Annotated in this window: 25 protein-coding genes and 1 tRNA gene; 8 read left to right on the top strand and 18 right to left on the bottom strand. The window is 62.7% G+C overall.

All coding sequences use genetic code 11. The annotated features are described in order from the left end of the window. Positions 1–2 precede the first annotated feature (2 nt). Positions 3–3,185: an Eco57I restriction-modification methylase domain-containing protein gene (locus RM192_RS12665; protein ID WP_311507918.1), complete on the bottom strand. Its 3,183-nt coding sequence runs from the start codon at positions 3,183–3,185 to the stop codon at positions 3–5. A 118-nt stretch (positions 3,186–3,303) separates the two neighbouring features. On the opposite strand from RM192_RS12665, the gene RM192_RS12660 reads away from it, so the two are divergent. Beyond that, on the top strand, positions 3,304–3,891 hold the full coding sequence (locus RM192_RS12660; protein WP_311507917.1) for a hypothetical protein: 588 nt from the start codon (positions 3,304–3,306) through the stop codon (positions 3,889–3,891). 86 nt (positions 3,892–3,977) lie between these two features. On the opposite strand, the gene RM192_RS12655 is transcribed toward RM192_RS12660, so the two are convergent. The 11 genes from RM192_RS12655 to infA form a co-directional block, all read right to left on the bottom strand. Next, entirely contained in the window at positions 3,978–4,331 is a 354-nt protein-coding gene (locus RM192_RS12655; RefSeq protein WP_311507916.1) for a hypothetical protein, read from the bottom strand. An 88-nt stretch (positions 4,332–4,419) separates the two neighbouring features. Next, positions 4,420–5,526: a tyrosine-type recombinase/integrase gene (locus RM192_RS12650; RefSeq protein ID WP_311507915.1), complete on the bottom strand. Its 1,107-nt coding sequence runs from the start codon at positions 5,524–5,526 to the stop codon at positions 4,420–4,422. 6 nt (positions 5,527–5,532) lie between these two features. Continuing rightward, positions 5,533–6,009: a hypothetical protein gene (locus tag RM192_RS12645; RefSeq protein ID WP_311507914.1), complete on the bottom strand. Its 477-nt coding sequence runs from the start codon at positions 6,007–6,009 to the stop codon at positions 5,533–5,535. A 5-nt stretch (positions 6,010–6,014) separates the two neighbouring features. Then, on the bottom strand, positions 6,015–6,182 hold the full coding sequence (locus RM192_RS12640; protein WP_311507913.1) for a helix-turn-helix domain-containing protein: 168 nt from the start codon (positions 6,180–6,182) through the stop codon (positions 6,015–6,017). A 122-nt stretch (positions 6,183–6,304) separates the two neighbouring features. Beyond that, positions 6,305–7,255 (bottom strand): hypothetical protein, encoded by a 951-nt coding sequence (locus RM192_RS12635; protein ID WP_311507912.1) that lies wholly within the window; start codon positions 7,253–7,255, stop codon positions 6,305–6,307. A gap of 49 nt (positions 7,256–7,304) precedes the next feature. After that, positions 7,305–8,531, bottom strand: a complete 1,227-nt coding sequence (locus RM192_RS12630; protein WP_311507911.1) for an integrase arm-type DNA-binding domain-containing protein — start codon at positions 8,529–8,531, stop codon at positions 7,305–7,307. Positions 8,532–8,697: 166 nt separating this feature from the next. Then, positions 8,698–8,773: transfer RNA gene (locus tag RM192_RS12625), tRNA-Phe, on the bottom strand. 122 nt (positions 8,774–8,895) lie between these two features. Then, the gene (gene yacG, locus RM192_RS12620) at positions 8,896–9,069 is read right to left on the bottom strand and encodes a DNA gyrase inhibitor YacG (protein WP_311507910.1); all 174 of its coding nucleotides are present in this window, start codon (positions 9,067–9,069) and stop codon (positions 8,896–8,898) included. Beyond that, positions 9,066–10,058 (bottom strand): ribonuclease E/G, encoded by a 993-nt coding sequence (locus RM192_RS12615; protein ID WP_311507909.1) that lies wholly within the window; start codon positions 10,056–10,058, stop codon positions 9,066–9,068. The genes yacG and RM192_RS12615 overlap by 4 nt, the downstream gene beginning before the upstream one ends. Next, positions 10,048–10,653, bottom strand: coding sequence for a Maf family nucleotide pyrophosphatase (locus RM192_RS12610; RefSeq protein WP_311507908.1), 606 nt, complete (start codon positions 10,651–10,653; stop codon positions 10,048–10,050). Before RM192_RS12610 ends, RM192_RS12615 begins: the two co-directional genes overlap by 11 nt. Further along, positions 10,653–10,898 (bottom strand): translation initiation factor IF-1, encoded by a 246-nt coding sequence (gene infA / locus RM192_RS12605; protein WP_311507907.1) that lies wholly within the window; start codon positions 10,896–10,898, stop codon positions 10,653–10,655. The genes RM192_RS12610 and infA overlap by 1 nt, the downstream gene beginning before the upstream one ends. Positions 10,899–11,153: 255 nt before the next feature. Between infA and RM192_RS12600 the strand changes: the two genes are divergently transcribed. Then, on the top strand, positions 11,154–13,574 hold the full coding sequence (locus RM192_RS12600) for a TonB-dependent receptor (protein WP_311507906.1): 2,421 nt from the start codon (positions 11,154–11,156) through the stop codon (positions 13,572–13,574). A gap of 6 nt (positions 13,575–13,580) precedes the next feature. Here RM192_RS12600 and RM192_RS12595 read toward each other — a convergent pair whose 3' ends face one another. Beyond that, positions 13,581–13,988 (bottom strand): PilZ domain-containing protein, encoded by a 408-nt coding sequence (locus RM192_RS12595; protein WP_311507905.1) that lies wholly within the window; start codon positions 13,986–13,988, stop codon positions 13,581–13,583. Positions 13,989–14,151: 163 nt separating this feature from the next. Between RM192_RS12595 and uvrC the strand changes: the two genes are divergently transcribed. The 4 genes from uvrC to RM192_RS12575 all read left to right on the top strand — a co-directional run bounded on the left by uvrC (position 14,152) and on the right by RM192_RS12575 (position 18,605). Then, positions 14,152–16,089, top strand: a complete 1,938-nt coding sequence (uvrC, locus tag RM192_RS12590; protein ID WP_311507904.1) for an excinuclease ABC subunit UvrC — start codon at positions 14,152–14,154, stop codon at positions 16,087–16,089. Positions 16,090–16,099: 10 nt separating this feature from the next. Beyond that, positions 16,100–17,158, top strand: a complete 1,059-nt coding sequence (locus tag RM192_RS12585; RefSeq protein ID WP_311507903.1) for a PLP-dependent cysteine synthase family protein — start codon at positions 16,100–16,102, stop codon at positions 17,156–17,158. Between the two features lie 161 nt (positions 17,159–17,319). Further along, positions 17,320–18,156, top strand: coding sequence for a hypothetical protein (locus RM192_RS12580; RefSeq protein ID WP_311507902.1), 837 nt, complete (start codon positions 17,320–17,322; stop codon positions 18,154–18,156). After that, the gene (locus tag RM192_RS12575; protein WP_311507901.1) at positions 18,153–18,605 is read left to right on the top strand and encodes a hypothetical protein; all 453 of its coding nucleotides are present in this window, start codon (positions 18,153–18,155) and stop codon (positions 18,603–18,605) included. The genes RM192_RS12580 and RM192_RS12575 overlap by 4 nt, the downstream gene beginning before the upstream one ends. Here RM192_RS12575 and RM192_RS12570 read toward each other — a convergent pair whose 3' ends face one another. The 5 genes from RM192_RS12570 to thiL form a co-directional block, all read right to left on the bottom strand. Next, positions 18,606–19,508: an acyl-CoA thioesterase II gene (locus tag RM192_RS12570; protein WP_311508629.1), complete on the bottom strand. Its 903-nt coding sequence runs from the start codon at positions 19,506–19,508 to the stop codon at positions 18,606–18,608. It lies immediately after the preceding gene. A gap of 44 nt (positions 19,509–19,552) precedes the next feature. Then, a complete protein-coding gene (locus RM192_RS12565; RefSeq protein WP_311507900.1) occupies positions 19,553–20,434 on the bottom strand; it encodes a transcriptional regulator in 882 nt (293 codons plus the stop codon). Next, a complete protein-coding gene (locus RM192_RS12560; RefSeq protein ID WP_311507899.1) occupies positions 20,431–21,594 on the bottom strand; it encodes a GNAT family N-acetyltransferase in 1,164 nt (387 codons plus the stop codon). Before RM192_RS12560 ends, RM192_RS12565 begins: the two co-directional genes overlap by 4 nt. 149 nt (positions 21,595–21,743) lie before the next feature. Then, positions 21,744–23,867 (bottom strand): sodium-translocating pyrophosphatase, encoded by a 2,124-nt coding sequence (locus RM192_RS12555; protein WP_311507898.1) that lies wholly within the window; start codon positions 23,865–23,867, stop codon positions 21,744–21,746. Positions 23,868–24,003: 136 nt separating this feature from the next. Continuing rightward, on the bottom strand, positions 24,004–24,879 hold the full coding sequence (thiL, locus tag RM192_RS12550) for a thiamine-phosphate kinase (protein WP_311507897.1): 876 nt from the start codon (positions 24,877–24,879) through the stop codon (positions 24,004–24,006). Between the two features lie 107 nt (positions 24,880–24,986). On the opposite strand from thiL, the gene RM192_RS12545 reads away from it, so the two are divergent. Then, complete coding sequence (locus RM192_RS12545; protein WP_311507896.1) at positions 24,987–26,159, top strand: acetyl-CoA C-acetyltransferase; 1,173 nt, start codon at positions 24,987–24,989, stop codon at positions 26,157–26,159. Positions 26,160–26,189: 30 nt separating this feature from the next. Beyond that, positions 26,190–26,975: an SDR family NAD(P)-dependent oxidoreductase gene (locus RM192_RS12540; protein WP_311507895.1), complete on the top strand. Its 786-nt coding sequence runs from the start codon at positions 26,190–26,192 to the stop codon at positions 26,973–26,975. The last annotated feature ends 7 nt before the right edge of the window (positions 26,976–26,982 follow it).

The raw sequence follows: 26,982 nt of genomic DNA, 5'->3' as shown, positions 1-26,982 counted from the left end.
GACTAGACGTTGGCTTCCAGCAGAGCGATTTCATCCGGTGTCAGGTTGAACAGGTCATAGACCTTGGCGTTGATCTCCGCTTCCAGACGCGCGATTTCCGCTGTGAGGGCGTGGATTTCGGCGCGGGTGGTGGAAATCCAGTTCTCCCACTCGTTGCGTTCCTTCAGCGGTATCCGCCCCTTCAACGCCTTTTCGACTTCCTTCTGGAAGGCCGCAAAGTCTGGCAGGTTCCACCATTCCTTGAGTTTCGTTGTCAGTTTGGCACTGGCCGGGTCGGCGGCAAGGTCGGGAATGCGGCGGACGATTGATTGCTGGAGGGTGTAGCGCTTTTCTGCCGCCGCCTGCGCAGATGTTGCGAGTGTGCCGATTTCCACTGTTCGCTCATTGTTGGCAGCGGGAATAGGCGTCTTTTCGATGTGCTGCGTGAACAGCCGTCGCACTCCACCTCTGGCAATGGCTGCAAAGCCGCCCCACACAAACCAGCCAATTGGAGTGTTGAGAACGGCCAACAGGAAAGTATCATCCGTCGGGATAAAATAGGCTGTGTTTGCGTAATATTCTGATTTGTTTTGAAGTGAAAACGAAGGGGACATGGCCATATCAATATAGCCTATCTTCTTGCCGTCCATTGCAGGTGCAAATGCCTCTTGCGCCTGCTGTAGCTCGAACCATTCTTGCTTCGTTGCCCGTTTTTCTAAATTAGTCTTGTAGGGCAGCAGCCAGTCCCGAATAGCTGGATAATCGTCAATCCTAATTCTGTTCTTCGGAATGTAGATGATCCAAAGGCCGCGCGGTTCAGCACGCCAGCGCTTCAAGTCCTTACCTTCCAAAAAGGGCTTCAGCAGTTCGGCTGAACGAGGATCGTCACGGCAAAGCTTTTCCTTCGTCGGCGTGTCAATTACAAAGGCTTCGTTAAGGCCGGTCTTGATCCCGTAAAGCGGGGAGCCATAAACGTCTTTCAAGGTTGGCTTGTCCGCTATGATTTTAGCTCTCAGCGCGCGCAGGGCATCCCCTTCCAACTCCCACGATCCGCGTTCAAGCGCCTCTTGTGGGAAGGGCTTGGCGGCGTCCGTAAAGGCATCGGCAAAACTGTCGGTTGGCATTTCACCAATCTTCCAGAATTGCAGATCATGGCCCTGCGGTGGGCCACCTGCCTTCATCGTCAGGATGGCGGGATAAGTCGTGACTCCTTCAAAAATCTGGTGGTCGCCAAAATCCACAACAGTTTCCAGCGTCGCCTTGTTGCGCAGGAAATCGCGCAGTGGTGCGCCGGAACCGGTCTTGAAGAAGGTGGAACTGCTGATGTAGCCCAGCCGTCCGCCGGGTTTGAGCAGCTTGATCCCGCGTTCGAAGAAGTAGGCGTAAAGGTCGGCCCGGTCTGAAACCACTTCATAGCGCTTTTCCAGCCACGGCTTCATCGGTTTGATAAGTTCCATCCGCACATACGGCGGATTACCCAGCACGACATCGAAGCCGCCCGCCGCAAAGATGTCGGGGAAGGCGGTTTTCCATTCGAAGCCGGTAGAGCGATAGGCGTAGCTGCTGTCTTCGATAAGGCTGTCACCAACGCGCAAATTGGCGTCGAGACTGTCCAGCACCTTGCCGCGCCGCGCGGTTTTGATCCACAAGCTCAGTTTGGCGATTTCCACGCTTTCGCTGTTCACGTCCACGCCGAACAGGTTGTGCGTCAGGATTTCACTGTCAGGGTCCAGCAGGCTACCCGCCATGCCCTTGCCTTCAAGTTCGGCCAGCTTGGTGTTCACCTGCTGGAGTTCGGCCTTCAGGTAATCAAACGCCATGATGAGGAAAACGCCCGAACCGCAGGCCGGATCGACAATGCGCAAGGCTGTCAAACGGTCACGATATTCGGCCCACGCCTGCTTTTCGGCCTTGCCCGATTTCCAAGCAATCGGATCGTCATCAGCCTTCGCGCCCTTGGCAGCATACTGGCCAAGAATGCCTGCGAAGATCTCCTTGCAGTGCGCGCCCAGCGTCTGGTCCACAATGAAGCGCGCCACGTAATCGGGCGTATAGACCACGCCATCACGCTTGCGCCGCCCACTGGTGCCGGTGGCCTTCTTTTCAACCGGCGCTTCGCCGCGCGCTTCGGCCTGCAGCTGTTCGACATCGGCAATAGACTGTTCGAAGATATGGCCCAGAACAGTGACGGAAATCTCGCTGGCGAAATCATATTCGGCCAGCCGCTTGAAGCCTGCGCAGATATGGTCAGGCACCAGCAGCGCGTCGATGACTGCGTTTGGATGAAACAGCCCGCCGTTGTAGCGGGGAATCTTCAACTGGTCGTTGCCCCGGTCAATCGCGTTGAACAGGCCCAGGAACGTCTGCCAGACGGGTTTGGGATGATAGGGGTCGTTGTGTTCAAAGGCGTTCAGCAGGCTGTTATCAGGCAACAGGCCGTTGTCTTCGGCAAATGCGATGAACAGCACGCGGTCCAGAATGGTCTGGCCAAGCCGGATGGATTCCAGCGGGTCGCCATCGGGCAGGGCGGATTGCACCGCGCCGATAAGGTCGCTTCGGAGTGCGCGGTAATCTTTATAGAGCCGCGAAGTGATGTCGCGGTCTTCCTTGCGGCTTTCGTCCAGCAGGGCCAGCGTCTGGCCTGTCAGCAGGTTGTCCGCAGACAGCAGGAGCATGAACCGCTGATATTCGGCTGGATCGTGCAGCTTCGCCAGATCGAAGGTTTCGTGGAATTGCCGCCCTTCGGCATAGCTGTAGAGGCGGATTTCCAGATAGTTCGACACGAGCACCCATTTGGTGCCGACATTATCGCTGGCGTATTCCCAAGCCTGTTGCACCGGGGTTTTCGCACGTCCCGGCATGATGGCATCAAGATTGCGGGTCTTCGCGCCCTTCAGTTCGAACGGGGCGATGATTCGGCGTTCGCCCTTGTTGAAATGCCCCAAGGCAAGGTCAACCGAACCCGCGCCAATCTGCGCTTCGACATCTACGGTCCAGTTGCCGCTATCGTTGAAGTCCTGATAGCCCAGCACTTCGCAAATGATCCGCTGTTTGAAATTGCCGTGAAGGGCGGTTTCCTTCTGCGTTTCAATTGAGCGGTCGCGGATGGTTTCACCCCACTGGCGCAGGGTTTCCAGCTTGGCAGCGTCTGGCGCTGCGGCGCGCAGGACATGGCGATTGATGGTCTTGTTATTGAAAAGCTGCACGCGGTCCGCCCCTGATTTAAGAGAGGCTTAGCAGTGCCATAGCCGCCCCGCCAAGGGGTTAGCGTCCTGCCTAGCAGCGCAGCCTTGCCGTGCCAGCCCCTACGGTTAAGCTGTCCGCATGAAATCAAGGGTGCTGGACAGCATTGCCACCAATGGCGCGCAGGAAATCGAGCGCTTCGCCGCGTTCGATCATCCAACGCGGCGCTTCATCGCCTATGCCATGTATTTCGTGCCGGGTCTGGTGCCGCCACTCAATACCCAGGAATTGACCGGGAACCAGCCCGTCCCGTTCACCGTGTCCGACGCCGAACGGTTGGAACGGCTCGACGCCTACAAGTGCGTGTTCGAACTGCGCGCTTGCACCGCCAAAGGGTTTGAAGGCCAGCGCGAGCGCAGATTGGCTTTCGGCGGTTTGCTTGGCATGGCGCGGGTCGATCTTCGCTGGAAACGCCTCAAGGGTCTGCCCCAGTTCATTTTCTGTTACGAGCGGCTAGTCGGTCCTGCTTGGCGGCAATTGCTGGTGCCATGCTGGAACGAGGCGGTGTTCCAGCGCAAATCCAAGGGCGCGGTGCAACTACCGCTCGACCGGCGCTTGCGCGAAGACGGGGCGGTGCCGCACTTGCTCGAAGACGACGACCCGCCCCGGTTCTTTCCGACGCTGGCAGACGCGGACCGGATCGGGTTGCCGCTGTTCGGGAGCCTTTAGGGCACTGGCCGAGTCATTCGTCGGGCAATACGGTTTATACCGCCACAGGTTTTCCTGTTCCAACGCGCACTGTTTTTCGATCGGCGCTAATTCAGCTTCGACGGAATCTCAATATTGGCCAAGGTCCGAAAGGGCATCGCAAGCAACGTTTCGTCAACGTAGATAACGTGCCAGTCCGGCAGTTCAGCTTTCACGGCGAAGGCGATGGCATAACCTTCTGTATTGAACGTCGTCCAACCGGGCAGGGCATGCTCGCCGGTATACCCTTCGGCCTTGTCCAATTCTTCGTATTGATTCACCCACCGTTGCAGGCGGGCATACAAGCCGGAACTAATTCGGAAGCCGTGCAACGATTCAGGTGGCAGCAAACCGACACGCCAGATGCCATTGCTGAAGTGTTCCGCCATGATGCGGACGGCCTTGGCTGTAACGGTATTCATGACTAAACTCCGACACGCTAACAGGTCGGGCGGTCTGCCCGATCCAATTTGCGTTTCGGTGGTCCAAGTGGATTAGCGAAACCGTGTGCTAGTGTCCAGATCGGTTGGGCAAGTTGCGCATTGCGGCGACCACTTGCGCTATCAATGCCGGATCGATCGACGCTGCGGTCTGGTCAACAGCAATGCCCCGGATCAATTCGGCTTGCCGGTGCGTGGACATCGTGCCGTAACTCGTCAGCGTGGTCATGGCGCGGGCGTGGCCCAGATTCTGCGACCATGCCTTGAACGCTTCGACGGTGGGACAAATGCGCTCGCCATATTGGGCAAGCGTATCGCGGAAGGAATGCGGGTTGAAGTAGGGCAGGCCAGCCGCCGCGAAGGCTTCAGCGAATATCTTGCGAATGGGTCCGGCATTGGTCCAGCCTTCGCGCTTAAGCCCCGCCGCGACGAAGCCACCGTTTTCGCCAAGCGCCACGCGGGTTGCTGGAAACAGCGGGTCTTCTTCGCTCCACAGCAGCACGGTGCGCAGGTGCGTGCACCAATCCTGCACGATTTCCAGCGCATTTCCGCCAACGGGCAAGAACCACGTCGTGAACGTCTTGCTGGCCTTCGTCTTCACGTCGCGGGCATCCTGATCGACGCGGCCATCTTGCAGATCGACGTGCTTCAGCCGGAACGATGCCAGCGCCCCGTCGCGCGCGCCTGTCAGCAGTGCGAAGGCCAGCAGCGCGCGGTTACGCTTCTCTATGTCAGTTGAGAAGGGCATCAGGGACAGGGTGTGGTGAACTTGTTCCAGCGAGGGGAACGCCTTGTAGCGAACGGCCTTGGCGATGCGGACTTCGGTTTCGGCCAGGTTGAAATAGTCGGCATCGCAATACTGAAGACGCGACTTGTAGCCCGGCTGGCCAGCGAGCCAGACGAAGAACGCGCGCAGGACCGATAGCGTCGAGTTCACCGTGGCACGGCTCAAAGGCTTGCCGGTGCGCACGGCCCGTTCCTCGTCCAGCTTGCGCTTGAAGGCGACGGCCTGTTGGCGGTGGAACTTGCGGAAATCCTTATGCCCGTTCGCCTGTTCGAAGCGGTCCAGCGCTTTTGCCACGGCATCGATCGACGCTTCGCTGCGACGGCCCGCTTCCTTCAGATATTGGAAGTATTCCCGCTTGATTCGGGCGTTGGCGGCGTTGTGTTTTGCCATGGTCTGTCAGTCCTTCGGTTTGTCACAATTCAGGGAGGGCGGGGTGCGCTCTATTAGGCGTGAAGGGGCCTGCCTGATTTGGACGGCCAGCCGGGGCATGATCTCGGCAATCTTCGCTGCATTGGCGCGGCGGTGCATCATCGTGCCGCACGTTTCGCAAAGGGCTGTCAGGTTGCCGGTGGTGCCCTTGCCGGGGATGAACTCCACCATGCCAAGCGCGGGCGCTTTCGCTTCGCGGCACTTGAAACAGTAGATCGTCCCCGGTGGGCAAGGGCGCTTGCGGCTGGTCTGGCGTGCCAGCAGAAACGCCCTTGTCGCTTTTCCGTTGAACATCGTTGGCCGGTTACCGTCGATCGCCTTCAGGCCATCGCCCTGCCAATGGCGCACGGTGTTCTTGTGCACGCCAAGGCATTCGGCCAGTTCCTGCACGGCGTAGTCGCGGTGCAGTTTCACCCGGTAGGGATTTACCCGGCGGGCAGGCACCGGCCTTACTCCTGCCCTGCCACCAGACGGCGAACCGATTCCGCCTTGATAAGCGTGCGACGGCCCAGCTTGAAAGCTTCCAGCCGCCCGTCTGCGATCATGGCGTTTATCGTCGTGCGGCCCAAGCTAAGGGCGTGGCCAGTTTCCTTGATCGAGTATGCGAGGCGTTCCATAATCGTTGCTCCATTTGGACCGTGGCGGGTGCCAGCGGGTGCAATGGAACATCAGCGAATCAGGGTGGCGTGTCGGACGGGAAGGCTGGAATAGGGCCGAAAATTCAATTTCCAGCCTTTCGCTATGGCTTCTCATATTCTTCGAAAATATACTTGGCGTAAGGTCTTACCGTGCTTTCGCCCGGTTCCTTGTCGCCTACCCGCAGCAAATCAATCAATGCCTTTTCGATGTCCGCTTGATTTTCTGGTGGCGGTTGAAGCTCGTTGCGGAAGAGCTTGCCCCAGATGGTGCTTGTGGCTGCGAACCAATCATAGCCGGGCCGACGCCCCTTGCGTCCGGTCTCTTCGACGATTTGTGGTTCGTCGGTTGGGTCTTGGTCGGTATGCCCTGTCATGCGGCGAAGCGTTGGTGCATGAAAGTAGAGACCGCTTAAGACAAGTTCGCCACTGCCGTTCGGGCTTCGGCCACGGCCTGAAAACTGCCCCGTTTCCCAAGACTGGCGACTACTGGTGCCTTTCGTGAAATGCTCCCAAAACCAGACCGGCACATCCCATTCCCGTTCGGACCAAACGCAATGATCGTCATGGCCCGCTCGTTTCATTTCCGCTTTTACGGCGCGGGCGACGATGAAGCCTAGGCGCGCTTGTTCCATTAGCCATGAACTGGCGCTCATTGGGTTCACTACTGAAAAACACAGATTTCTAGCTTCAAGGGCCGGAATCCAGTCGGGATCACCCGCAACGGAAAGGCTCCGCGCTAGCAGCCCGCGCTGGTCTGCCGGGACCGAATCAAGAAGGCCACTTAGCTCAATCGTCAGACCGCTGAGAAAAACCTCAGTCGTTCCGTCAATGACGTTAGAGCAATAGCCAGACTGCCAGTCGGCTTGAAACTCGTGATATCGGTCGGTTTGCCAGAAGTCAGACCTAACCGGATTTCTGGCATACTCGTCAGACGACGAGCTTATCATACCGGCCTTCGCTTTAAGAAGACCAGCTCGCAACATGCTCGTCAGTCGCAGTTCACTGCCGACGATCTCATACGCCTTATATGCGGGAATCCATTGTTCGGCCATGCCCGCCAGTATGCGCGACCGAACGAACGGGGCAAGCGGGGCGGATCAACTATCCCCGACGAGCCGCGCCAATAGGCACTACTTCCGCCCCAGTCCGCAACGTATCCAGATAGTTCGCCCACCATTGCGCCATATCGACGCGCTCGTTCCAATGTGTGCCGCGATGGTAGGCGGCGCGCACGGCGTCCTTGTCCTTGTGGGCCAGCGCGCGTTCGATCGCGTCGGAAGACCATTTGCCGGATTCGTTCAATAGCGTGCTGGCCATTGCGCGGAAGCCGTGGCCGGTCATTTCATCGTTGGAATATCCCAAACGGCGAAGGGCGGCGTTGACGGTGTTCTCTGACATCGGGCGCAAGTGTGTGCGGATCGACGGAAAGACATACTGGCCATCGCCTGTCAGGGCGCGCAGTTCAACCAGCAGGTCCAGTGCTTGGCGTGACAGCGGCACGACGTGTTCCGCGCGGGCCTTCATCTTCCCGGCTGGAATGCGCCAGACGTTGGCGTCGAAGTCGAACTCGGACCATTCGGCATAGCGCAGTTCGCCGGGGCGGACGAAGACCAGCGCGGCCAGTTGCAGGGCGTAGCGCGTGACAGGGTGGCCATCATAGCCATCGATCGCGCGCAGGAGTTCACCGGCCTTCTTGGGTTCAAGGATTGCGGCGTGGTGCTTCGACTTGTGGCTGGTCAACGCGCCGCGCAGGTCGCGGGTTGGGTCTGACGGGGCCAATTGGTTTGCGATGGCAAAGCGGAAAACTTGGCTGGCAAACTGCAACGCGCGGTGTGCAGCTTCAGTGCGCCCGGTGGTTTCATACTTGCGCACGGCTTCCAGCATTTCGAACGGCTGGATTTCGGAAACCGGGCGTTGGCCGATGGTGCGGTCAAGCAGTTTCATCAGCCATTGCTGTTTGTCGGTTGTGCGTTCGGAGCGGCCTTCGCGCTTGCACTTGTCGATGTAGCTTTGCGCGACGGATGCGAATGAGTTGGCGGCGCTAACCTTGGCGGTGTGGCGGTCCAGCTTCTTTTTCTCTGCTGGGTCAATCCCAGCCGCAAGCAGTTTGCGGGCATAATCGCGCAGATCGCGAGCCGCCTTCAACGTGACTTCAGGATAAGCGCCGAATGCCAGCTTCTTTTCCGTGCCGCCGGATGTGCGATACTTCATGCGCCATAGCCGCCCACCGGAAGGCGAAACCTGAAGGTAGAGGCCCTTCTCATCGGCCACGCGGAAGTCCTTATCGCGGGGCTTCAGGGCGCGGATGGCAGAATCGCTCAAGGGCATCTTGGGGGCCTTTCAAATCAGGCTTTTTGACAAGGCCCCCACAAAGGCCCCCTAGATCGTCCGAATATGGGCGAACATCAACGAGCATCAGCGGTAAAGCCGACGCTATAAATGGCAGATTTCTGCGGTTTTTTCAAGCTTTGGCGGGGTTCGGCGAACAGGCCAATGGTGCCCGGGGACGGATTCGAACCGCCGACACGCGGATTTTCAATCCGCTGCTCTACCAACTGAGCTACCCGGGCATCGCCAGACGGCCTGCCTTGTTGCAAGGGGCCGTGCCGATTTGGAAGCGCGCCTATGGCGAAGCGGGCGCGCCTTGGCAAGCCCCCATCGCAGGAAATTTGCCGTTCCCCGCAGCTTGCTTTCAGTCTTCGGGATCGACGTCTGCCGGTCGGCCGGGGAGGGCGTAGCCTTCGTCGAGCCACTTGACCAGATCGCGGTCGCGGCAGCGGGTGGAGCAGAACGGGCTGTGGGCTTCCGCGCGGGGCTTGCCGCAGATCGGGCAGCGCCGGACGGGGCGGGTGGCGTCAGTTGTCATGCAGCAACCGCCTGCGCGAATCCGCCGGAAAGGGCAAGATTCGGATCGGGATTATGGCGGATGATGCGGCCGGTGCGGCGCGCGAGTTCTGCGTCCCATGCGGGCGTGATGGCGCCTAGCACTTGCGGATGGGCGCAGAGGAGCAGCACGCCCGGTTCCGCAACGCGCTCGGCCTGCCGCAGGAGAGCGCGCGCGGCGGCGGCGGCGCGGTGGCGGGCGAAGCGCGCAACGAGCGAGGCGCGTTCGAGGCGGGCGACGAGATGGATGAAGCCGAAGCCATTCATCGCGGTGCGCTCACCTGTCCAGTCGATCAGGGCGTCAGCCAGCGCCTTGTCGATGTGCTGGCGGTCTTTCTTGTCGGCGAGCGAAGGAAAATCGATACCGATGGAGCCGCCGATGTCGAGGCGGTGCAGCGCGTCGGCGATGACCGGGACGGCGGCGAGCGAGAGCTTGAGCGGGGGCAGCGTGCCATCGATGTCGATCAGGGTCATGGCGGGCGTAGGGCTGATGATGATCGAGCCACCCGCAAAGGGGATTTCGCCGGTGAGGGCGTGATCGACCAGATCGTCCCAGCCATTTCTGGCCATATCGTCGTTGGTGACGGTGAGGGCGCGCAGGCGGGCGCCGGTGGCCTCGATCTCTTCGCGCAAGGTGGGCGCGGGCACTGGCGCTTCACCGGGGGCGGGCCGGGTGACGGGGAGCTTGGTGCGGCCCCGTTCGGCAATCGCGGCGCGGACCACGCGGACGGTGAGGGTTACGCCTTCGGTGGCTTCGCGCGGGAGGTGGTCAATGAAGGCTTCGGTGCCGTCTTCAAAGCGGACGATGCCGCGCTTGGCATCGTGCAGGCGTTTGACGAGGCGGGCAGGCGCGATCAGGCCGGGGCGAACGGGCTCGCCCCATTCGATGCGGGCGGACAGGATCTGGCCGCGCGATACGAGGATCGCCCGTTCTTCGCCTATGCCGGCTTCATAGAGCCATTCAGCGGACATCGAGGCCCGCCGCAATCAGGAGGCGGCGCGTTTCGTACAAGGGCAAGCCGATTACTCCTGAATGACTTCCGGAAAGCCAGTTGCAGAAGCCTTCTGCACTGCCCTGGATGGCGTAGCCTCCGGCCTTGCCGTGCCATTCGCCGCCCGCGATGTAGGCGTCCATTTCCGCATTGGAAAGGCGCTTGAAGCGCAAGATCGTTTCGGACAGCGCTTCGCGCAATGTGCCGTCGGGCGTGATCACGGCAATGGCCGAATAGACGCGGTGGCGGCGGCCCGAGAGCAGCGCGAGGCACTGGCGGGCGGTAGCCTCGTCCTCGGCCTTGGGCAGGATGCGGGCGCCTGCGCCGACCACTGTATCGCCCGCGAGGATCACTGCGCCGGGGGCCAGCGCGGCGGCGGCGCGGGCCTTTTCGGCGGCGAGACGGACGGCGTGATTGCGGGCGCGTTCGCCTTTCAGCGGGGATTCGTCGATGTCGGTGGCGACGACGCGCGCGGGCGTCATGCCGAGACGACCGAGGAGTTCAAGCCGCCGTGGGCTGGCCGAGGCCAATACCAGTTCGGGTGACGGAAGAAGCGGCGTGGAGCCTGAATCCATCAGGTGCCGCCCGGACCGGGACGGCCGGGCATGAAGCGATAGGTGAGGCGCCCCTTGGTGAGGTCATAGGGCGTGAGTTCGACCAGCACTTCATCGCCAACCAGCACGCGGATGCGGTTCTTGCGCATCTTGCCTGCGGTATGGCCGAGGATTTCATGGCCGTTTTCGAGGCGCACGCGGAACATCGCGTTGGGCAGGAGTTCCGCCACCGTGCCGCGCATTTCGAGGAGTTCTTCTTTCGCCATCGGCGGGGTCGGAAGCCTTCTTGCTGGTCTTTGCGTCAAGCGCGAAGCACCGGCAAAAGGCCCCGCGCGACGCGCCCATAGCCGCCAAATCGGCAAAAGGGAAGGGGCGACAGGTAGGCAGCGTCGCGCCGTTCAGCATGCTGCAATGCGACAAAATGATACCAAATGCCCGTTGTTTGCCGGGGGCCACATGGCCACCCTTTGCGTTGAAGAGGCCGTGACGTGTTCCGGCGAGTAGAAACAAGGGTTTGCACTGTGAGATTCAAGCTGGCTGCCTCGCTTGGCGCAATGGCGTTCTGCCTGGCGGCGCTCAATCCGGCGATGGCGCAGGACGTGACCGCCGGGACAGATGACGCAGCGCAGGATACGCCGGCGAGCGGGGACGAAGATCCGATCTTTGCCCAGGCGGGCGAGATCGTCGTGATCGCGACGCGGATCAAGGGGCAGGTGGATACCACCCAGGCGCCGATTGCAGTGCTGGATGAAGAAGCGATCGCGTCTTACGGCGCGGGGTCTATCCAGGAACTGCTGAGCGCGCTTTCGCCGCAGACCTCATCCGGGCGCGGGCGCGGAGACGGTGCGCCGATCGTGCTGCTGAACGGGATGCGCATTTCAGGTTTCCGCGAGATGCGGGGACTTCCGCCCGAAGCGATCCGCCGGGTGGAAGTGCTGCCCGAGGAGGTGGCGCTGAAATACGGCTACCGACCGGACCAGCGCGTGGTCAACTTCATCCTCAAGGACAACTTCAACAGTTTCGGCTCGGACACCGAGGTGCGCTTGCCCAGCGGCGGTGGGTTCACCGAGTGGGAACAGGAACTGACGCTGACCCGCATCGACAACGGCAACCGGATCAATGTGACCGGAAAGCTTGAGGATGCCAGCCCGCTGACAGAGGCCGAGCGCGGGATCGTGCAGGCAGCGGGCAGCCGCGCGGCTGCAGGGGATTATCGCACGCTGATTGCGGATTCCAAATCGGCGCAGCTCAACGCCACGCTGGCACGGGCGCTTGGTGGCGGCGCGGGTCTTAGCGTCAACGTGCTGGCGCAGCGTGACGATTCGCGCACGCTCAATGGGCTGAACACGGTGGTCCTGGATGATACCGGCACGTTGCAGGCGCTGACCCGTCGCACGCGGACCACGACGCTGCAGGCAGGTGCCGCGCTGAACAAGCCGCTGGGCGACTGGTTTCTGGCGGTGACTGCCGATGCTGGCCATGTCGAGACGAAGACGAACATCGACAACAACGGCTATGTCGCCGCCGACAGTGCGCTGTCGAAGACGGATTCGCTGACCAGCCTCGCCACGGTGAGCGGGCGGCCCTTGCGGTTGCCGGGCGGTGAGGTGGGGCTGACGGTGAAGGCCGGGTTCAATTATTCGGGCATCGAGAGCAGCGATACGCGCACGGCGGCGGGCGTGGTGAACATGAAGCGCGGGGATGCGCAGGTGGGGTTCAGCATCGACCTGCCGATCACCAGCCGCAAGGAAGGCTTCGGCGCGGGGGTTGGCGACATTTCGCTGAACGCCAATGGCGAGGTGCACCGCCTTTCGGACTTCGGCACGCTGACCAACTGGGGCGGCGGATTGACCTATGCGCCAACCGAGAAACTGACGCTGCAGGCGAGTTATGTCGCGGCGGATGCGGCGCCGTCATTGACGCAACTGGGCGGGCCGACGACGGTGACGCAGAACGTGTCGCTTTATGATTTTACGCGCGGCGAGACGGTGCTGGCCACGGTGATCAGCGGCGGCAATCCCAATCTGGTCAAGGAGCGCCAGCGCGACTGGAAGTTCGCCGTGAACTGGACGCTGCCGTTCCTGAAGAACTCGACGTTCATTGCCGAATACTTCCGCAACAGGTCGACCAATACCTCGAACGGTTTTCCGCTGCTGACGTCCGAAGTCGAGGCGGCGTTTCCGGGGCGGGTGGTGCGCGATGCCGCTGGGCGGATTGTGTCGGTGGACCAGAGCGCGGTGACCTTTGCCGAGGAGAAGGGTTCCCGGTTGCGCTATGGCCTCAATCTTTCGGGAAATTTCGGGAAGCCTGATCCGAACGCGCAGCGCGGGCCGATGGCAGGGTTGCGCGGTGCTGGTGGGTCGCCACCGGGCGCAGGAGCAGGCGGGCCGCCGCGTGGCGAAGGCGGGCCTCGCATGGGTGGCGGTGGCCGGGGCGGTCCGGGCGGGTTCAACTCGGATGGGCGCGGGCGCTGGAACCTCTCGTTGTTCCATACCGTGCGGTTCCAGCAATCGGTGCAGATCGCGCCGGGCGGACAGGTGTTGAACCTGCTTGAGGGCGAAGCCATCAGCAGCGGCGTGGCGCGCCATGCGCTGGAAATGGAAGGCGGCGGATTTTATCGCGGGTTCGGCTTGCGCGCCAGCGGGACCTATACCGGCGGATCGCGCATCGATGCCAGCGGCGCACCGGGATCGAACACCTTGCGGTTCGCGCCGATTGCCACGTTCAATTTGCGCTTGTTCGCCGACCTTGGCCGCAAGGCAAAGCTGGTGGAGCAGGTGCCGTTCCTCAAGGGATCGCGGCTTTCTTTCTCGGTCGACAACGTGTTCAACGCGCAGCAGCGGGTGACGGATGATAGTGGCGCGGTGCCGCTGCGCTATCAGCCGGGCTACCTCGATCCGCGCGGGCGGGTTTTCGAGATCGAGTTCCGCAAGCAGTTCTGACGGGTTTCAGAGGTGGCGGATGCCGCCCTGGACCCACGCCTTGGCGCTCTGGCGGAAGCGTTCGCGTTCGTTGTGTTCGTAGGCATCGGCGATGTGGCGCATGGAAATGACGTTGGCCAGTGGCAAGCGCTCATCGAACAGCATGCCACACCGCCCGTAACGTGCCCAGCGGATCACGCCAAAGACTTCGAGGCCTTCGCATTGGAGGATGCCCGAAGCATCGACGGGGGGAAGCTCGCCCTGCGGGATCAGCGCGGCGCCGGTGACCGACAGGTCTTCGAGCATGCAATTTACCACCCCGGTGAGCAGGATCAGGCGCGCCGGGATGTGCAGGCGCACGCGCGATTCCGCGCGGCGTCCGGGCCGGACCGTGCTCGGTTGGTGGGCGCTTGGGATGAATGGTTTGCCGGGCATTCATGATCTTTGCGCTCGCCAACGCTAATGCCGCCGAAACGGACCATGCGGGAAAACACGGATGAGTCACTGATCAGCAGGCAGGACGCAGATGACAGGGATGGGGAAATGCCCGTCCCGGCCATTGCGTGCGGGGGCAGAGGCACTATCTGCTGATCACGCCATGGCCCGCAAGCCCGACTCCCCACCTGACCGCGACACCGAGCGTTTCCACGAGGATCGCGCGTCGATCACCGTGCGCGGCGCGGACCAGCCGGATATCGACAAGGGTGTGTCGGTGATCCGCGATACGGTGAACACTCTGAAGCCCAAGCCCGGCGTTTACCGTATGCTCGATGCGCGGGGCGATGTGCTCTATGTGGGCAAGGCGCGGGCGCTCAAGAACCGTGTGGCCAATTACACGCAAGTGGACCGGCTGACCAACCGGCTGCGGCGCATGGTCAGCCAGACCCGGTCGATGACCATCATCACGACCAATTCCGAGGCCGAGGCGCTGCTGCTCGAAGCGCAACTGATCAAGCGCTTCCGCCCGCCCTACAACGTGCTGCTGCGGGATGATAAATCGTTTCCGTTCATCCTGTTGCGCGCGGACCACGCATTCCCGCGCATCCAGAAACATCGCGGCGCGCGCAAGGCCAAGGGCAACTACTACGGGCCATTTGCCAGCGCGGGCAGCGTCAACACGACGATCAACGCTCTGCAAAAGCTGTTCCTGCTGCGCAGCTGCAACGATGGCTTCATGGCGCGGCGCGACCGGCCATGCCTGCTCTATCAGATCAAGCGCTGCTCCGCGCCTTGCGTGGACCGGATCACCGAGTCTGATTACGGTGAGCTGGTGCGGCAGGCGAAAGATTTCCTTGGCGGGAAATCGGGCGCTGTGCAGCGCGAAATAGAGACGCAGATGCAGGCGGCGGCGGAGAACCTCGATTTTGAGCGCGCGGCGATGATGCGCGACCGTTTGCGCGCGGCTACGTTCATCCAGGGCAGCCAGGCGATAAACGCCGAGGGCGTGGGCAACGCCGATGTATTCGCCATGGCCAACAAGGGCGGGCAGGTGGCGGTGCAGGCGTTCTTCATCCGCGGCGGCCAGAACTGGGGCCACCGCGCGTTCTTCCCGACCCATACCGAAGGGCTGGGCGAGGAAGAGGTGATGACCAGTTTTCTTGCGCAATTTTATGAAGAAGTGCCGCCCGCGCGGTTGATTCTTGTGGACCGCGATCTGCCTGAGGCGGATCTGCTGGCCGAGGCGCTGTGCGAGGCGGCCGGCGGCAAGGTCGAGGTTTCGGTGCCGCAGCGCGGGGATCGGCGGCGGCTGATGGAGCAGGCGCAGCGCAACGCGGTCGAGGCGCTCGACCGGCGCATGGCCGAAAGCGGGACCAAAGCCAAAGTCATGCGCGAAATGGCGGAGTTCCTTGATCTGCCCGAGGTGCCGCAGCGGATCGAGGTTTACGACAACAGCCACATTCAGGGCACCAATGCGCTGGGCGCGATGATTGTGGCGGGGCCGGAAGGCTTCGTGAAGGCGCAGTACCGCAAGTGGAACATCAAGACCGCGCAGACCAACGACGACTTTGCGATGATGCGCGAAGTGATGACCCGGCGTTTTGGCAAGGCGCAGGAAGACGATCCTGACCGCGAGAACGGCACATGGCCCGATCTCGTGCTGATCGACGGCGGCAAGGGGCAGATGTCCGCCGTGAAGGAGGCGCTGGGCGAACTCGGCATCGAGGATGTGGCGTTGATTTCAATTGCCAAGGGGCCGCATCACGGGCGCGACGGGCGCGAGGTGTTCCACTTCCCCGACGGGCGCGAGAAGATGCTGCCGGTCAATTCGCCGGTGCTGTTCCATTTGCAGAACATGCGCGACGAGGTGCATCGCTTTGCCATCGGCGCGCACCGGGCCAAGCGCAGCCGGGCGATTACAGCCAGTCCGCTCGACGAGATTTCCGGCATCGGCCCTGCGCGCAAGCGGGCGCTGCTGCTGCACTTCGGCACGGCGGGCAAAGTGCGAGCGGCGAGCCTCGAGGATCTGCAGCGCGCGCCGGGAGTGAGCGCGGCAGTGGCGCAAACCGTCTATGACTTCTATCATCCCTCCGGTTAGGAGAGGCACGATGGATGACGGGCAGCGGGCATGGTCTGATGAGGCGGTGCGGCGGATCGAGGCGGACTTCAACCGGTCTGCCGATACCCACCTGATCCGGGTGGAATTGCCGAAGTTTCCCGGCATCACGCTGTATCTGAAGGATGAGAGCGTCCATCCCACCGGGAGCCTCAAGCACCGGCTGGCGCGGTCGCTGATCCTTTATGGCCTGTGCAACAACCGGATCGGGCCGGACACGCTGCTGGTGGACGCGACGAGCGGATCGACGGCGGTGTCTGAAGCCTATTTCGCGCGGCTGATCGGGCTGAAGTTCGTGGCGGTGATTCCGCGCAGCACCTCGCCTGCCAAGATCGAGGCGATCCGCTTTCATGGCGGCGATGTGCACATGGTCGATAGCGCCGCGGAAATGTATGTTGCGGCGCAGCGGCTGGCAGTTGAGGCGGGCGGGCTGTTTCTTGACCAGTTCACCTATGCCGAGCGCGCGACCGACTGGCGCGGCAACAACAACATTGCGCAATCCATATTCCAGCAGATGACGCGCGAGGATCATCCAGTGCCGACGTGGATCGTTTGTGGCGCGGGGACCGGCGGCACTTCGGCGACCCTGGGGCGGTTCATCCGTTATGGCAGGCACCCGACGAAGCTGTGCGTGGCTGACCCGGAAGGCTCGGTGTTTCACCGGCACCATGCGGACCGCAGCGTGACCGCTCCGCCGGACGGCGCGTGCTGCCTGATCGAGGGGATCGGACGCCCGCGCGTGGAACCATCGTTCCTGCCGGATGTGATCGACCGGATGATCGCGGTGCCCGATGGTGCCTCGATCGGGGCGATGCGCGCGATTGCTGCGCGGATCGGGCGGCCTGTCGGCGGATCGACCGGGACCAACATCTTCGCCTGTCTTGAACTGGCGCAGGAAATGGCAGCGGCGGGACAGGCGGGATCGATCGTCACGATCCTGTGCGATTCCGGATTGCGCTATGCCCAGACCTATTACGACGATAGTTGGCTGGAGGCGCAAGGGCTGGACTGGCGCGAACATGGATCACGAATGGTGGAACTATTGCACTGATTTGGATCCATTCTTGTCTTGCTTTCCAACGCTGTAACCATTTCCGTTTGTCGGAACTTGAGGAAACCCTGTGATTCCTGTTATCCGGGAAACAAGTTTTCGCGAAGATTCGCGGGAGTGGGGGACTTCTTTTGAGACGCTCGGCGAGCCGCCTGCGCAAAATGGTCATTGCCGCGTGCGCTGCGGTTGCTGTCGGCAGCACCGTTCCTGCGCTTGCCGAAACAGGAACCGGCGTCGGCACGCAGTTTGAACTGACTTTCTGGCAATCGGTCACTGGCAGCGATGATCCGGCGGTCTATGAGGCCTATCTGCAGCAATATCCGGCGGGCACTTTCAGCGGCCTTGCGAAAGCCAAGGTGGCGAACTTGCGCAAGACTTCGCCGGTTCAACCTGTCCTGTCGCAGCCGCAGCCGCAGCCCGTGGCCGTTCCGCAGATCGTAGCCGCCACCCCGCAGCCGATGCTTGTCGCATCGGCTCCTGCTCCAGTTGCCGCCACGCCCGTCGTGGCCACGCCCGCCGTTGTGCAGACTGTCGCCGTGTTGAACACCTCGCAAACCGCCTCCGACGCGGCGCTGCTCACCGAACTGGCGCGGTCGCAGGAAGTGGGCGGGGGAACGCTGCCGGTCGCAGCGTCGCAGGGCTTCGCCTTGCCATCCAGACCGCCGCTGTCGGCGGTGCCTGAATTGAGCCTGCCTTCGTCGTTCTGTTCGGCAGAGCAGCGCAATGCTTTCTATGAGACGCGTTACAAGCCCGTGCTGGACCTTGCCCGCGCCAACAATTCTGCTGCGATTGCGCATATGGAAAGTCTGCAGCGTTTCTATGACAGCTTCCAGCTGTCGCGCGATCCGCAGCCGATGAATGTCATCGCTGCCGAGGCTAGTGCCTATCAGCAACAGGTTGCCGCCACGACATACAGCCGTCAGGCAGCGCTGGTCGGCCAGTTCGATGCATTGATGGCGGTTCCATTGGTTCCCTGTGCCCAAGTGGCCGCCAAGTGAGGCGTTGCGCGCTTCTGGCGGCGTTACTGGGGCTGGTCGTTTCCGGACCGGCACAGGCGCGCGCCTGCCTTGATACCGAAGTCTTGACCGCAGCACGCCTCAATGAGTTTGCGACGATGATGATGGGGGTGTCGTTGCGCTGCAAGGCCGCGGGGCTGGACATTTCGCCGGGATACGATGCGATGCTGACTGCGCATCGTTCGATTTTCGCGGCGGCCGACAGGCGGCTGCGTGCCTTTTTTGCGGGCGAGCGCCGTGCCTTTGACATTTACTCGACCAAGCTTGGCAACCGCTATGGCGGGGGCGCGACGGACGCGGCGAATTGCCAGCGATTTGAGCGCGTGGCGCAAAGCCTTTCGGCGAATGTCAGCGTGGCCGCGCTTGGCCGGGTGGTGTTTGCGATGGTGACGCAACCGCACATCGATGGTGAAATCTGCACCAAGCCCTGATCAGGCGCCGTCCGGTTTGGGCGTGATCGGGCGGATCAAGCCTTCTTGCGCGACATCGGCAATCAGCTTGCCGTCCTGCGTGTAGATTCGCCCGCGGTTAAAGCCGCGCGCACGCCCGGCCCAGGGGCTGTCGCAAGCGTAGAGCAGCCATTCGTCGGCGCGGAAATCGTCGTGGAACCAGAGGGCGTGATCCAGGCTTACACCCATCATGTTGCCCTTCGACCAGCTGAGATCGTGCGGCAGGGTCGAGGTGCCAAGCAGGGTCATGTCGCTGGCATAGGCCAGCACGGCGCGGTGGATGCGCGGATCGTCGGGCAGGCGCGCGACCGCACGGAACCAGGTGTGCGCCACCGGTTCGCGCGGGCCGCCGCCCATCCAGTGCCGCGGTTCGAGCGGGCGCAGTTCGATCGGGCGAGGCTCCAGCATGAACCGTCGCCGCGCTTCGGGCACCTTGTCGATGTATTGGCGGCGCAGGTCCGTTTCGCTGGCCAGGTCATCTGGGCCCGCAACATGCGGCATCGGTTCGGCGTGGTGGAACCCGTCCTCGCGCTTGTGGAACGAGGCGATCATGTTGAGCACGGGTTTGCCGAGTTGGCTGGCAATGACCCGGCGGTTGGAGAAGCTCCCACCATCGAGATCGCGCTCGACCTTGAAGTCGATTCCGTGATCTTCGCTGCCCCCGCGCAGGAAATAGGCGTGGAGCGAATGGACGGGGCGGTCGTCTGCCACAGTGCGTTCGGCGCTGGCGAGGGCCTGGCCTATGACTTGACCGCCGAATACGCGGCCTACACCGCCGATCTTGCGTGCGCCTTCGAAACGGTCGCCGCCATGGTCCTGCACGTTGAGTAGGGCAAGCAGGCGTTCGACGAGGTGCTGGGGCGAAGGGTCTTCATTCTCGGTCATCGTGCTTCGATGGACCGACTTGCCGTTTACGTCAACGGGATGGTTCAGCGCGTTCCGCGCAGCCGACGGATCAACCGCCATGCGAGGGCCTTGGCGCGGTTGGTCGCAGGCCATCTGCCGGGCGGGCGGGGCTTGAGCCCGGCCTTGCGCAACAAGCCATTAAACGCGCGGGCGTCGGCTTCGGCGAAGCTCCATTCGGATCGCCAGGTGATCGAGAGCGAGACGGACGGAGCCTGGCCGTTGTTGACGAAGTGTGGTGACATGACCGGCACGAACAGCGCTTCGCCGGGGGAAAGTGTCCATTCGCGGCCGCCGGCGATCAGTTCGTCACGCCAGAAAAGCTCGCGGCCGCCGCCGGTGTGATAGCCTTCGTGCGTTTCGTCGGGGGCGTAAGTGGCATTGCCTGCGGGGAACATGGTCATCATCTTGCTGCCCATGAGTTGCAGCAGGATGTTGTGCTCAGGGTCGAAGTGATAGGGCGTGACGCCGTTCGGGCTGGTAACGAATACGAAGCCCTGTGGCTTGAGCATGGCGCCGGTCCGCGCTTCGATCGTCGGGCGCAGTTCCGCCAGCAGCGCCATGAGCAGGTCGTTGTAAGCGGGGATCTGTTCGATGTTCTTGAGCGCGGCCCAGCTGCCAGTGGTGGCGATATTGCGGATCGTCTCACCGATGCCGATGCCGTTGGCGGGGGCTTTCTCGCCATTGAGGCCGATGGGGAGGTTGGCGCGGTTGTACTCGACCGAGGTGTCGGGAAGCGCTTCGGCCATTGCGGCAAGCGCATCCAGTTGCATCAACGGATGATCGCCGAGGTGGTGTGCCAGCTTGTGCGGCACTTCCGGGTAGGACGCGGCGAATGCGCTCCGCGATTCTGCACCGAAGGCGTCGAGAGGGTCAGCGTTTGCGAACGTGGCGGTCAGGTCGTTCATCGGTCGAGTCCGGTGGGGTTGCGCCCGAGTTCGAACTTGAGCAGCAGGTTGAATAGCGAGCGGCGCAGCGTGCCGCCGATGGCCACCGAAATGCGGCCAATGGGGCGGCGCTCGGTCCAGAGGCTATCGATCATCGGGTGATCGGGCGCGGCGCAGCTATCGCACCATGCGATGTCGTCGCGGTTCAGCAGGGCGAGGTTTTCGCGCTGGAGCAGGACGCCGGGCGAAAAGCGTGCGTAGTCCTCGTCAAAGGCGGTCTTGTAGGAAAAGCTGCCCGGCGGGGTGAGGAAATTGGCAAGCATGGCGATGGGCTTGCCGTCCAGCGTCAGCGCGAGGCGCTCCAGCTTGCCGAGCGTGGCGGCTTGTTCGAGGCTTTTGCGGAACAGCGTTTCGGTTTCAGGCGCGCAGGCCATGGCGCTGCCCGCCGTGCCCTTCCATCCGGTCCGTTCAAGATGGAGGAAGGCGTCGATCCAAGGCGCTATGCCGGTCGCATCGCTGCGGCGTTCGAATTCAAGGTCGCCCTGTTCGGAAAGGCGGGTGTGCTGGCGGCGCAATTCCTTGCGCTTTTTTCCAGTCAGCGCGCGTTCGAGATACGCCTCGGGGCCAAGCGGGGAAAAGAGCAGCGCGCGCTGTTCGCGCATGACGAGGCCTGCGGTGCGATTGCTCGCGTGGCACAAGTCGAACAGCGCCTGGGTGAGCGGCTGTTCGAGCGGCATCCCGGCGAGATGAAGGAACAGGCCTGCGCCGTGGTTGGTATCGGCCCAATCCGCAAGTGCTTGCCAGAACAGGGCTTCATAGCCTGCGCGGACGAGCGGCACGCCGAGAAAGGCGTTCGCGTGGAGCCACGACGCGAGGTGCGGAAAGGGCCAGCGCCCGTATTTGCGCATGGGCGCGACCGGCAGCAGGCCCACGAGCTCATCGCCCAATTCGACGAGAAAAAGCTGCACGGCGCCCTTGGCGTCGAAGGATTCGAGCGCGGGGATGAGATACCATGGTTCGAAGAACGGGTTGGGCGTGGTGGCGGCCTCTGCCAGTGCGTGCCACCGGCTCCGGCCCACGTCATCGGCCCAAGCGTGCCATGGTAGCGCGCGTGCGTGCACCGTGCCGGGCGGCGCGAGCGGCGTCGCTGCGGGCGACAGGATAAAGGGCGGGGCGTTCAACGATCGGGTCTCCGCCTGCGGGCTTACGACCAAGGCGCGAAAACTCGGTTAACAGCGATGAAAAAGGTAGGGTCGCCCAAAGGAAAACCCCGCCCGGATTTCTCCGGCCGGGGTTTCCTTTTCCCAGATGTTCGGGACCGCGAGCGGGTTTAGCCTGCTGCGTGGGCCGCAAGTGCCGCGAGCAGAAGCAGTGCGACGATGTTGGTGATCTTGATCATCGGATTGACGGCAGGCCCTGCCGTATCCTTGTAGGGATCGCCGACGGTATCGCCGGTCACGGCAGCCTTGTGGGCTTCACTGCCCTTGCCGCCGTGGTGGCCGTCTTCGATGTACTTCTTGGCGTTATCCCATGCGCCGCCGCCCGAGGTCATCGAGATGGCAACGAACAGACCGCCGACGATCACACCCAAGAGCAGTGCGCCAAGCGCGGCAAAGCCGTTGGCCTGGCCTGCAACGGCAGTGATCACGAAGTACACGGCAATCGGCGCAAGCACCGGCAGCAGCGACGGGACGATCATTTCCTTGATCGCGGCCTTGGTGACAAGGTCCACGGTGCGGGCATAGTCGGGCTTGGACGTGCCCGCCATGATACCCGGATTGTCGCGGAACTGGTTGCGCACATCCAGCACCACGTCACCAGCGGCGCGGCCCACGGCGGTCATGCCCATCGCACCGAAGAGGTACGGCAGGAGCGCGCCGAGCAGCAGCCCGACGATGACATAGGGGTTTTCGAGGCTGAAGCTGACCGCGAGATCCGGGAAGAATTCGCGAAGGTCAGTGGTGTAGGCTGCGAACAGCACCAGTGCGGCAAGGCCGGCCGAACCGATGGCATAGCCCTTGGTAACGGCCTTGGTGGTGTTGCCCACGGCATCGAGCGCGTCGGTCTTTTCCCGGACCGAATCGTCGAGCCCTGCCATTTCAGCAATGCCGCCGGCGTTGTCAGTGACAGGACCATAGGCGTCGAGCGCGACAACCATGCCTGCCAGTGCAAGCATTGCAGTGGCTGCATAGGCGATGCCGATGAGGCCTGCGAGCTGGTAGGCGCCGATGATGCCTGCGCAGATCACCAGCGTTGGCATGGCGGTCGATTCAAGGCTGATGGCCAGACCCTGGATGACGTTGGTGCCGTGGCCGGTTTCCGACGACTTGGCGATCGAACGGACCGGGCGGTAGTTGGTGCCGGTATAGTATTCGGTGATCCAGATGATCAGGCCGGTGATGACCAGACCGAGCAGTGAGCAATAGAACAGCGTGCGACCGGTAAAGGTCACCGTGTCGGCCATGATGGTATAGCTCATCGGCGTTTCCATGCCGCCCAGGGCATAGTCGATGGCCCACCAGATAGCGCCGACCGACAGCACGGCGGTGACAAGGAAGCCCTTGTACATTGCGCCCATGATGTTGTTCGAGCTACCCAGCTTGACGAAGTAGGTGCCGATGATCGAAGTCACGATGCACACGCCGCCGATCAGCAGCGGGAGCGCCATCATCGGGGCAAGGGCATCGCCCAGACCCTTGAGCAGCAGCGCGGTGAGCACCATCGTGGCACCCACGGTAACGACATAGGTTTCGAACAGGTCGGCGGCCATGCCGGCGCAATCGCCGACGTTGTCGCCCACGTTGTCGGCAATGACGGCGGGGTTGCGTGGATCGTCTTCGGGGATGCCAGCCTCGACCTTGCCGACGAGATCGGCACCGACGTCAGCGGCCTTGGTGAAGATGCCGCCGCCCAGACGCGCGAAGATCGAGATCAGCGAAGCGCCGAAAGCGAGTGCGACGAGGCCGTCCACCACGGTACGGTCATCGCCGCCCACGGTGTAGCCTGCGATGTCTGTCAGGTAGTGATAGAACACCGCAATCGCGAGGAGCGCGAGGCCCGCCACGAGCATGCCGGTGATCGCGCCTGCGCGGAAGGCAAGCGTCAGTCCCTGCTGCAGGCCGGTTTGTGCAGCGGCTGCGGTGCGGACGTTGGCGCGGACCGAGATGTTCATCCCGATGAAACCAGCCAGCCCCGAAAGCACGGCGCCGATCACGAAGCCTGTGGCCGAGATCGTGCCGAGCGTTGCGGCGATGATCACGGCGACGACCACGCCGACCACCGCAATCGCGGTGTACTGGCGCTTCAGGTAGGCTTGAGCGCCTTCCTGAATGGCGGCGGCGATTTCCTGCATCTTGGCGTTGCCAGCAGATGCACCGAGCACCTGACGGCTGGTCACGAAGCCATAAACTATGGCCAGTAACCCGAGTAATATCGATAGTACGACTAGGTTCACGTTGGCATCCCCCTTTATTCACGGTGCCACGAATGGCCCGTCCCCCGTCGTTCGCGGGTCGGGCAAGAGGCTATAGCTTTATTTCCGGCTCGCAAGCCCTTCCATGACGTGCATCAAGAGAGGGGAAACAAAGGGACTAGTTGTGGGAATATCCCAGCGCGCCTGAGGCGGCGTTCCCGTCAACCGTAACAGGTGATGGCTTTGCTGCTTCGGCCACGCCGATGCGGAACGCCGGGACCGGTGGCTGCGTGTCGGGCGGGAGGGTGAACAGCAGTTCGTAGTCGTCGCCCCAGCGCATCGCCTCGTCGCGGCGGTTCATGGGCAGGTCTGAGGGGAAGGGCACGGCCGCCATTTCGATGGCAAAGGTGACGCTGCTCGCCTGCGCCATGCGCGCCGCGTCAATCAGCAAGCCGTCGGAGACGTCCATCATCGCGGTGGCAAGCGGAGCGAGCGCTTTGCCTTGGGCAAGGCGCGGGAGCGGGCGGCGGAAAGCGGTACTGTCGGCGCTCGTGCCGTCGCGCAGGGCTTCGAAGCCGAGCATGGCCCCGCCGACCGGGCCGGTCAGCCAGAGCGTGTCGCCCGGGCGTGCGCCTGCGCGCGCTGGGGGCGGGCGGTGCGTGGCGCGGCCCAGCGCGGTGAGGCCAAGACTGCGCGGGCCATTGGCGCTGACCGTATCGCCGCCGAGAAGGGGAACGTTGAAGGCTTTGAGTGCTTCACCCAGTCCTTCGACAAAACGCGCGTCGCTCTCGCCCAGCGTGAAGCCGAGTAATACGCCTACCGGCTCCGCGCCCTTGGCGGCGAGGTCCGAGAGATTGGTGGCAACCAGCTTCCACGCGACATCGGCCATGTCCTGCCCCGGCAGCCAGTGCACGCCTTCGACCATCATGTCGTGGGTGAGCACAAGCGCCTCGCCGCCCAAATCGAGAACCGCGCAATCGTCGGCAAGGCCGCGCGCGGCGGGGTGCGTGGCCAGCGCGCGCATCGCTTCGATCAGGGAGGCTTCCTTGCTCACGCGCTCGTTTATGCGGGCGGCGGGGCGATCCGACAAGTCTGCTTGACCGGCGCACTTGCCACCCTTAATCGTTTGATTAAAGCAAAGTTGGAGGAGTCGGGACCGTCATGGCAAGTGCCTATATCGTCGAAGCCGTGCGTACGGCTGGCGGCCGTCGCGGAGGCAGGCTTGCAGGGGTGCACCCGGTCGATCTTGCCGCGCGCAGTCTCGATGCGATTATTGCGCGTTCCGGCATCGATCCTTCGTCGGTCGACGACGTGATCATGGGCTGCGTGACGCAGGCCGGTCAGCAATCGATGCAGGTAGGGCGCAATGCCGTGCTGGCATCGAAATTGCTGCCACAATCGACGCCTGCGGCGACCATCGACCGGCAGTGCGGATCATCGCAGCAGGCGATCCAGTTTGCCGCGCAGGCGGTGATGTCGGGCACGCAGGATGTGGTCATCGCGGCAGGCGTCGAAAGCATGAGCCGCGTGCCGATGGGATCGAACGCCACGCTCCACATGAAGGAGGGGCTGGGGCACTACAAGTCGGCGGGGCTCGAGGATAAGTATCCGGGGATCATGTTCTCGCAGTTCGTGGGCGCGGAAATGATCGTGAAAAAACACGGGTTTTCGAAAGACGATCTCGACCGCTTTGCGCTGGAAAGCCACCGCAAGGCGATTGCCGCGACCCATGCGCAGGCTTTCGCGAACGAGATCGTGGGCATCGAGATCGACACGCCGGATGGCCCGGCGCTGCATACTGTGGACGAGGGGATCCGCTTCGATGCGACGCTGGACAGCATTGCCGGGGTCAAGTTGCTCCAGCCTGATGGGGCGCTGACAGCGGCCACCGCCAGCCAGATGTGCGACGGTTCGAGCGCGGTGCTGGTTGTGTCGGAGGCGGCGCTCAAGGCACACGGGTTGACCCCGCTGGCGCGCATTCACAACCTGACTGTCACGGCGGGCGATCCGGTGATCATGCTGGAAGAACCGTTGTTCGCAACCGACCGCGCATTGCAGCGGGCTGGATTGAAGATTGCCGACATCGATCTCTATGAGGTGAACGAGGCCTTCGCCTCGGTGCCGATGGCGTGGCTCAAGCACACCGGGGCAGATCCGGACCGGCTCAACGTCAATGGCGGCGCAATTGCGCTGGGCCATCCGCTTGGGGCATCGGGCGCGAAGCTGATGGCGACGCTGGTTCACGCCTTGCGCGCGCGGGGCGGCAAGTATGGTTTGCAGACGATGTGCGAGGGCGGCGGCGTGGCCAATGTCACGATCATCGAAGCGCTTTGAATTTGACGATTTCAAGAGAGGACTGATCTGATGAAGCTCGACACTACCGTGGCTGCCGTGGTTACCGGCGGCGCCTCAGGCCTTGGTGCAGCCACCGCTCGCGCTCTGGCGGCCAAGGGCGTGAAAGTCGCCATTTTCGATCTGCAGAAGGACAAGGGCGAGGCCTTGGCGGCCGAAATCGGCGGCGTGTTCTGCGAAGTGAACGTGACCAGCGACGAGAGTGTCGATGCGGGCTTTGCCAAGGCGCGCGCGGCGCATGGGCAGGAGCGGGTCCTGGTCAACTGCGCCGGCATCGGCAACGCGGTGAAGACCGCCAGCCGGTCGAAGGAAGACGGTTCGATCAAGCACTTCCCGCTGGATGCGTTCAATCTGGTCATCCAGATCAACCTTGTCGGCACCTTCCGCTGCATCGCCAAGTCTGCGGCTGGCATGCTGACGCTCGATCCGTGCGACGAGTTTGGCGAGCGCGGGGCTATCGTGAACACGGCGTCGGTTGCGGCTGAAGACGGCCAGATGGGGCAGGCGGCCTATTCTGCGTCGAAGGGCGGCGTTGTCGGCATGACATTGCCGATTGCGCGCGACCTGATGGCCGAGGGCATCCGCGTCAACACGATCCTGCCGGGCATCTTCAACACGCCGCTCCTTGCCGCCGCGCCCGAGAACGTGCGCGCCGGACTTGCCGCGTCCGTGCCGTTCCCAAAGCGGCTGGGCATGCCCGAGGAATATGCGAACCTCGCAATGTGCATGATCGAAACGAGCTATTTCAACGGCGAGGACGTGCGTCTGGACGGTGCGATCCGCATGGCACCGCGCTGACTTGAAG

It is taken from the genome of Novosphingobium sp. MMS21-SN21R (genome assembly GCF_031846015.1).
In the GTDB taxonomy this organism is placed as follows: Bacteria; Pseudomonadota; Alphaproteobacteria; order Sphingomonadales; family Sphingomonadaceae; genus Novosphingobium.
The sequence above is the reverse complement of the archived record's forward strand: the minus strand, read 5'-3'. Positions and strand labels throughout refer to the sequence as shown.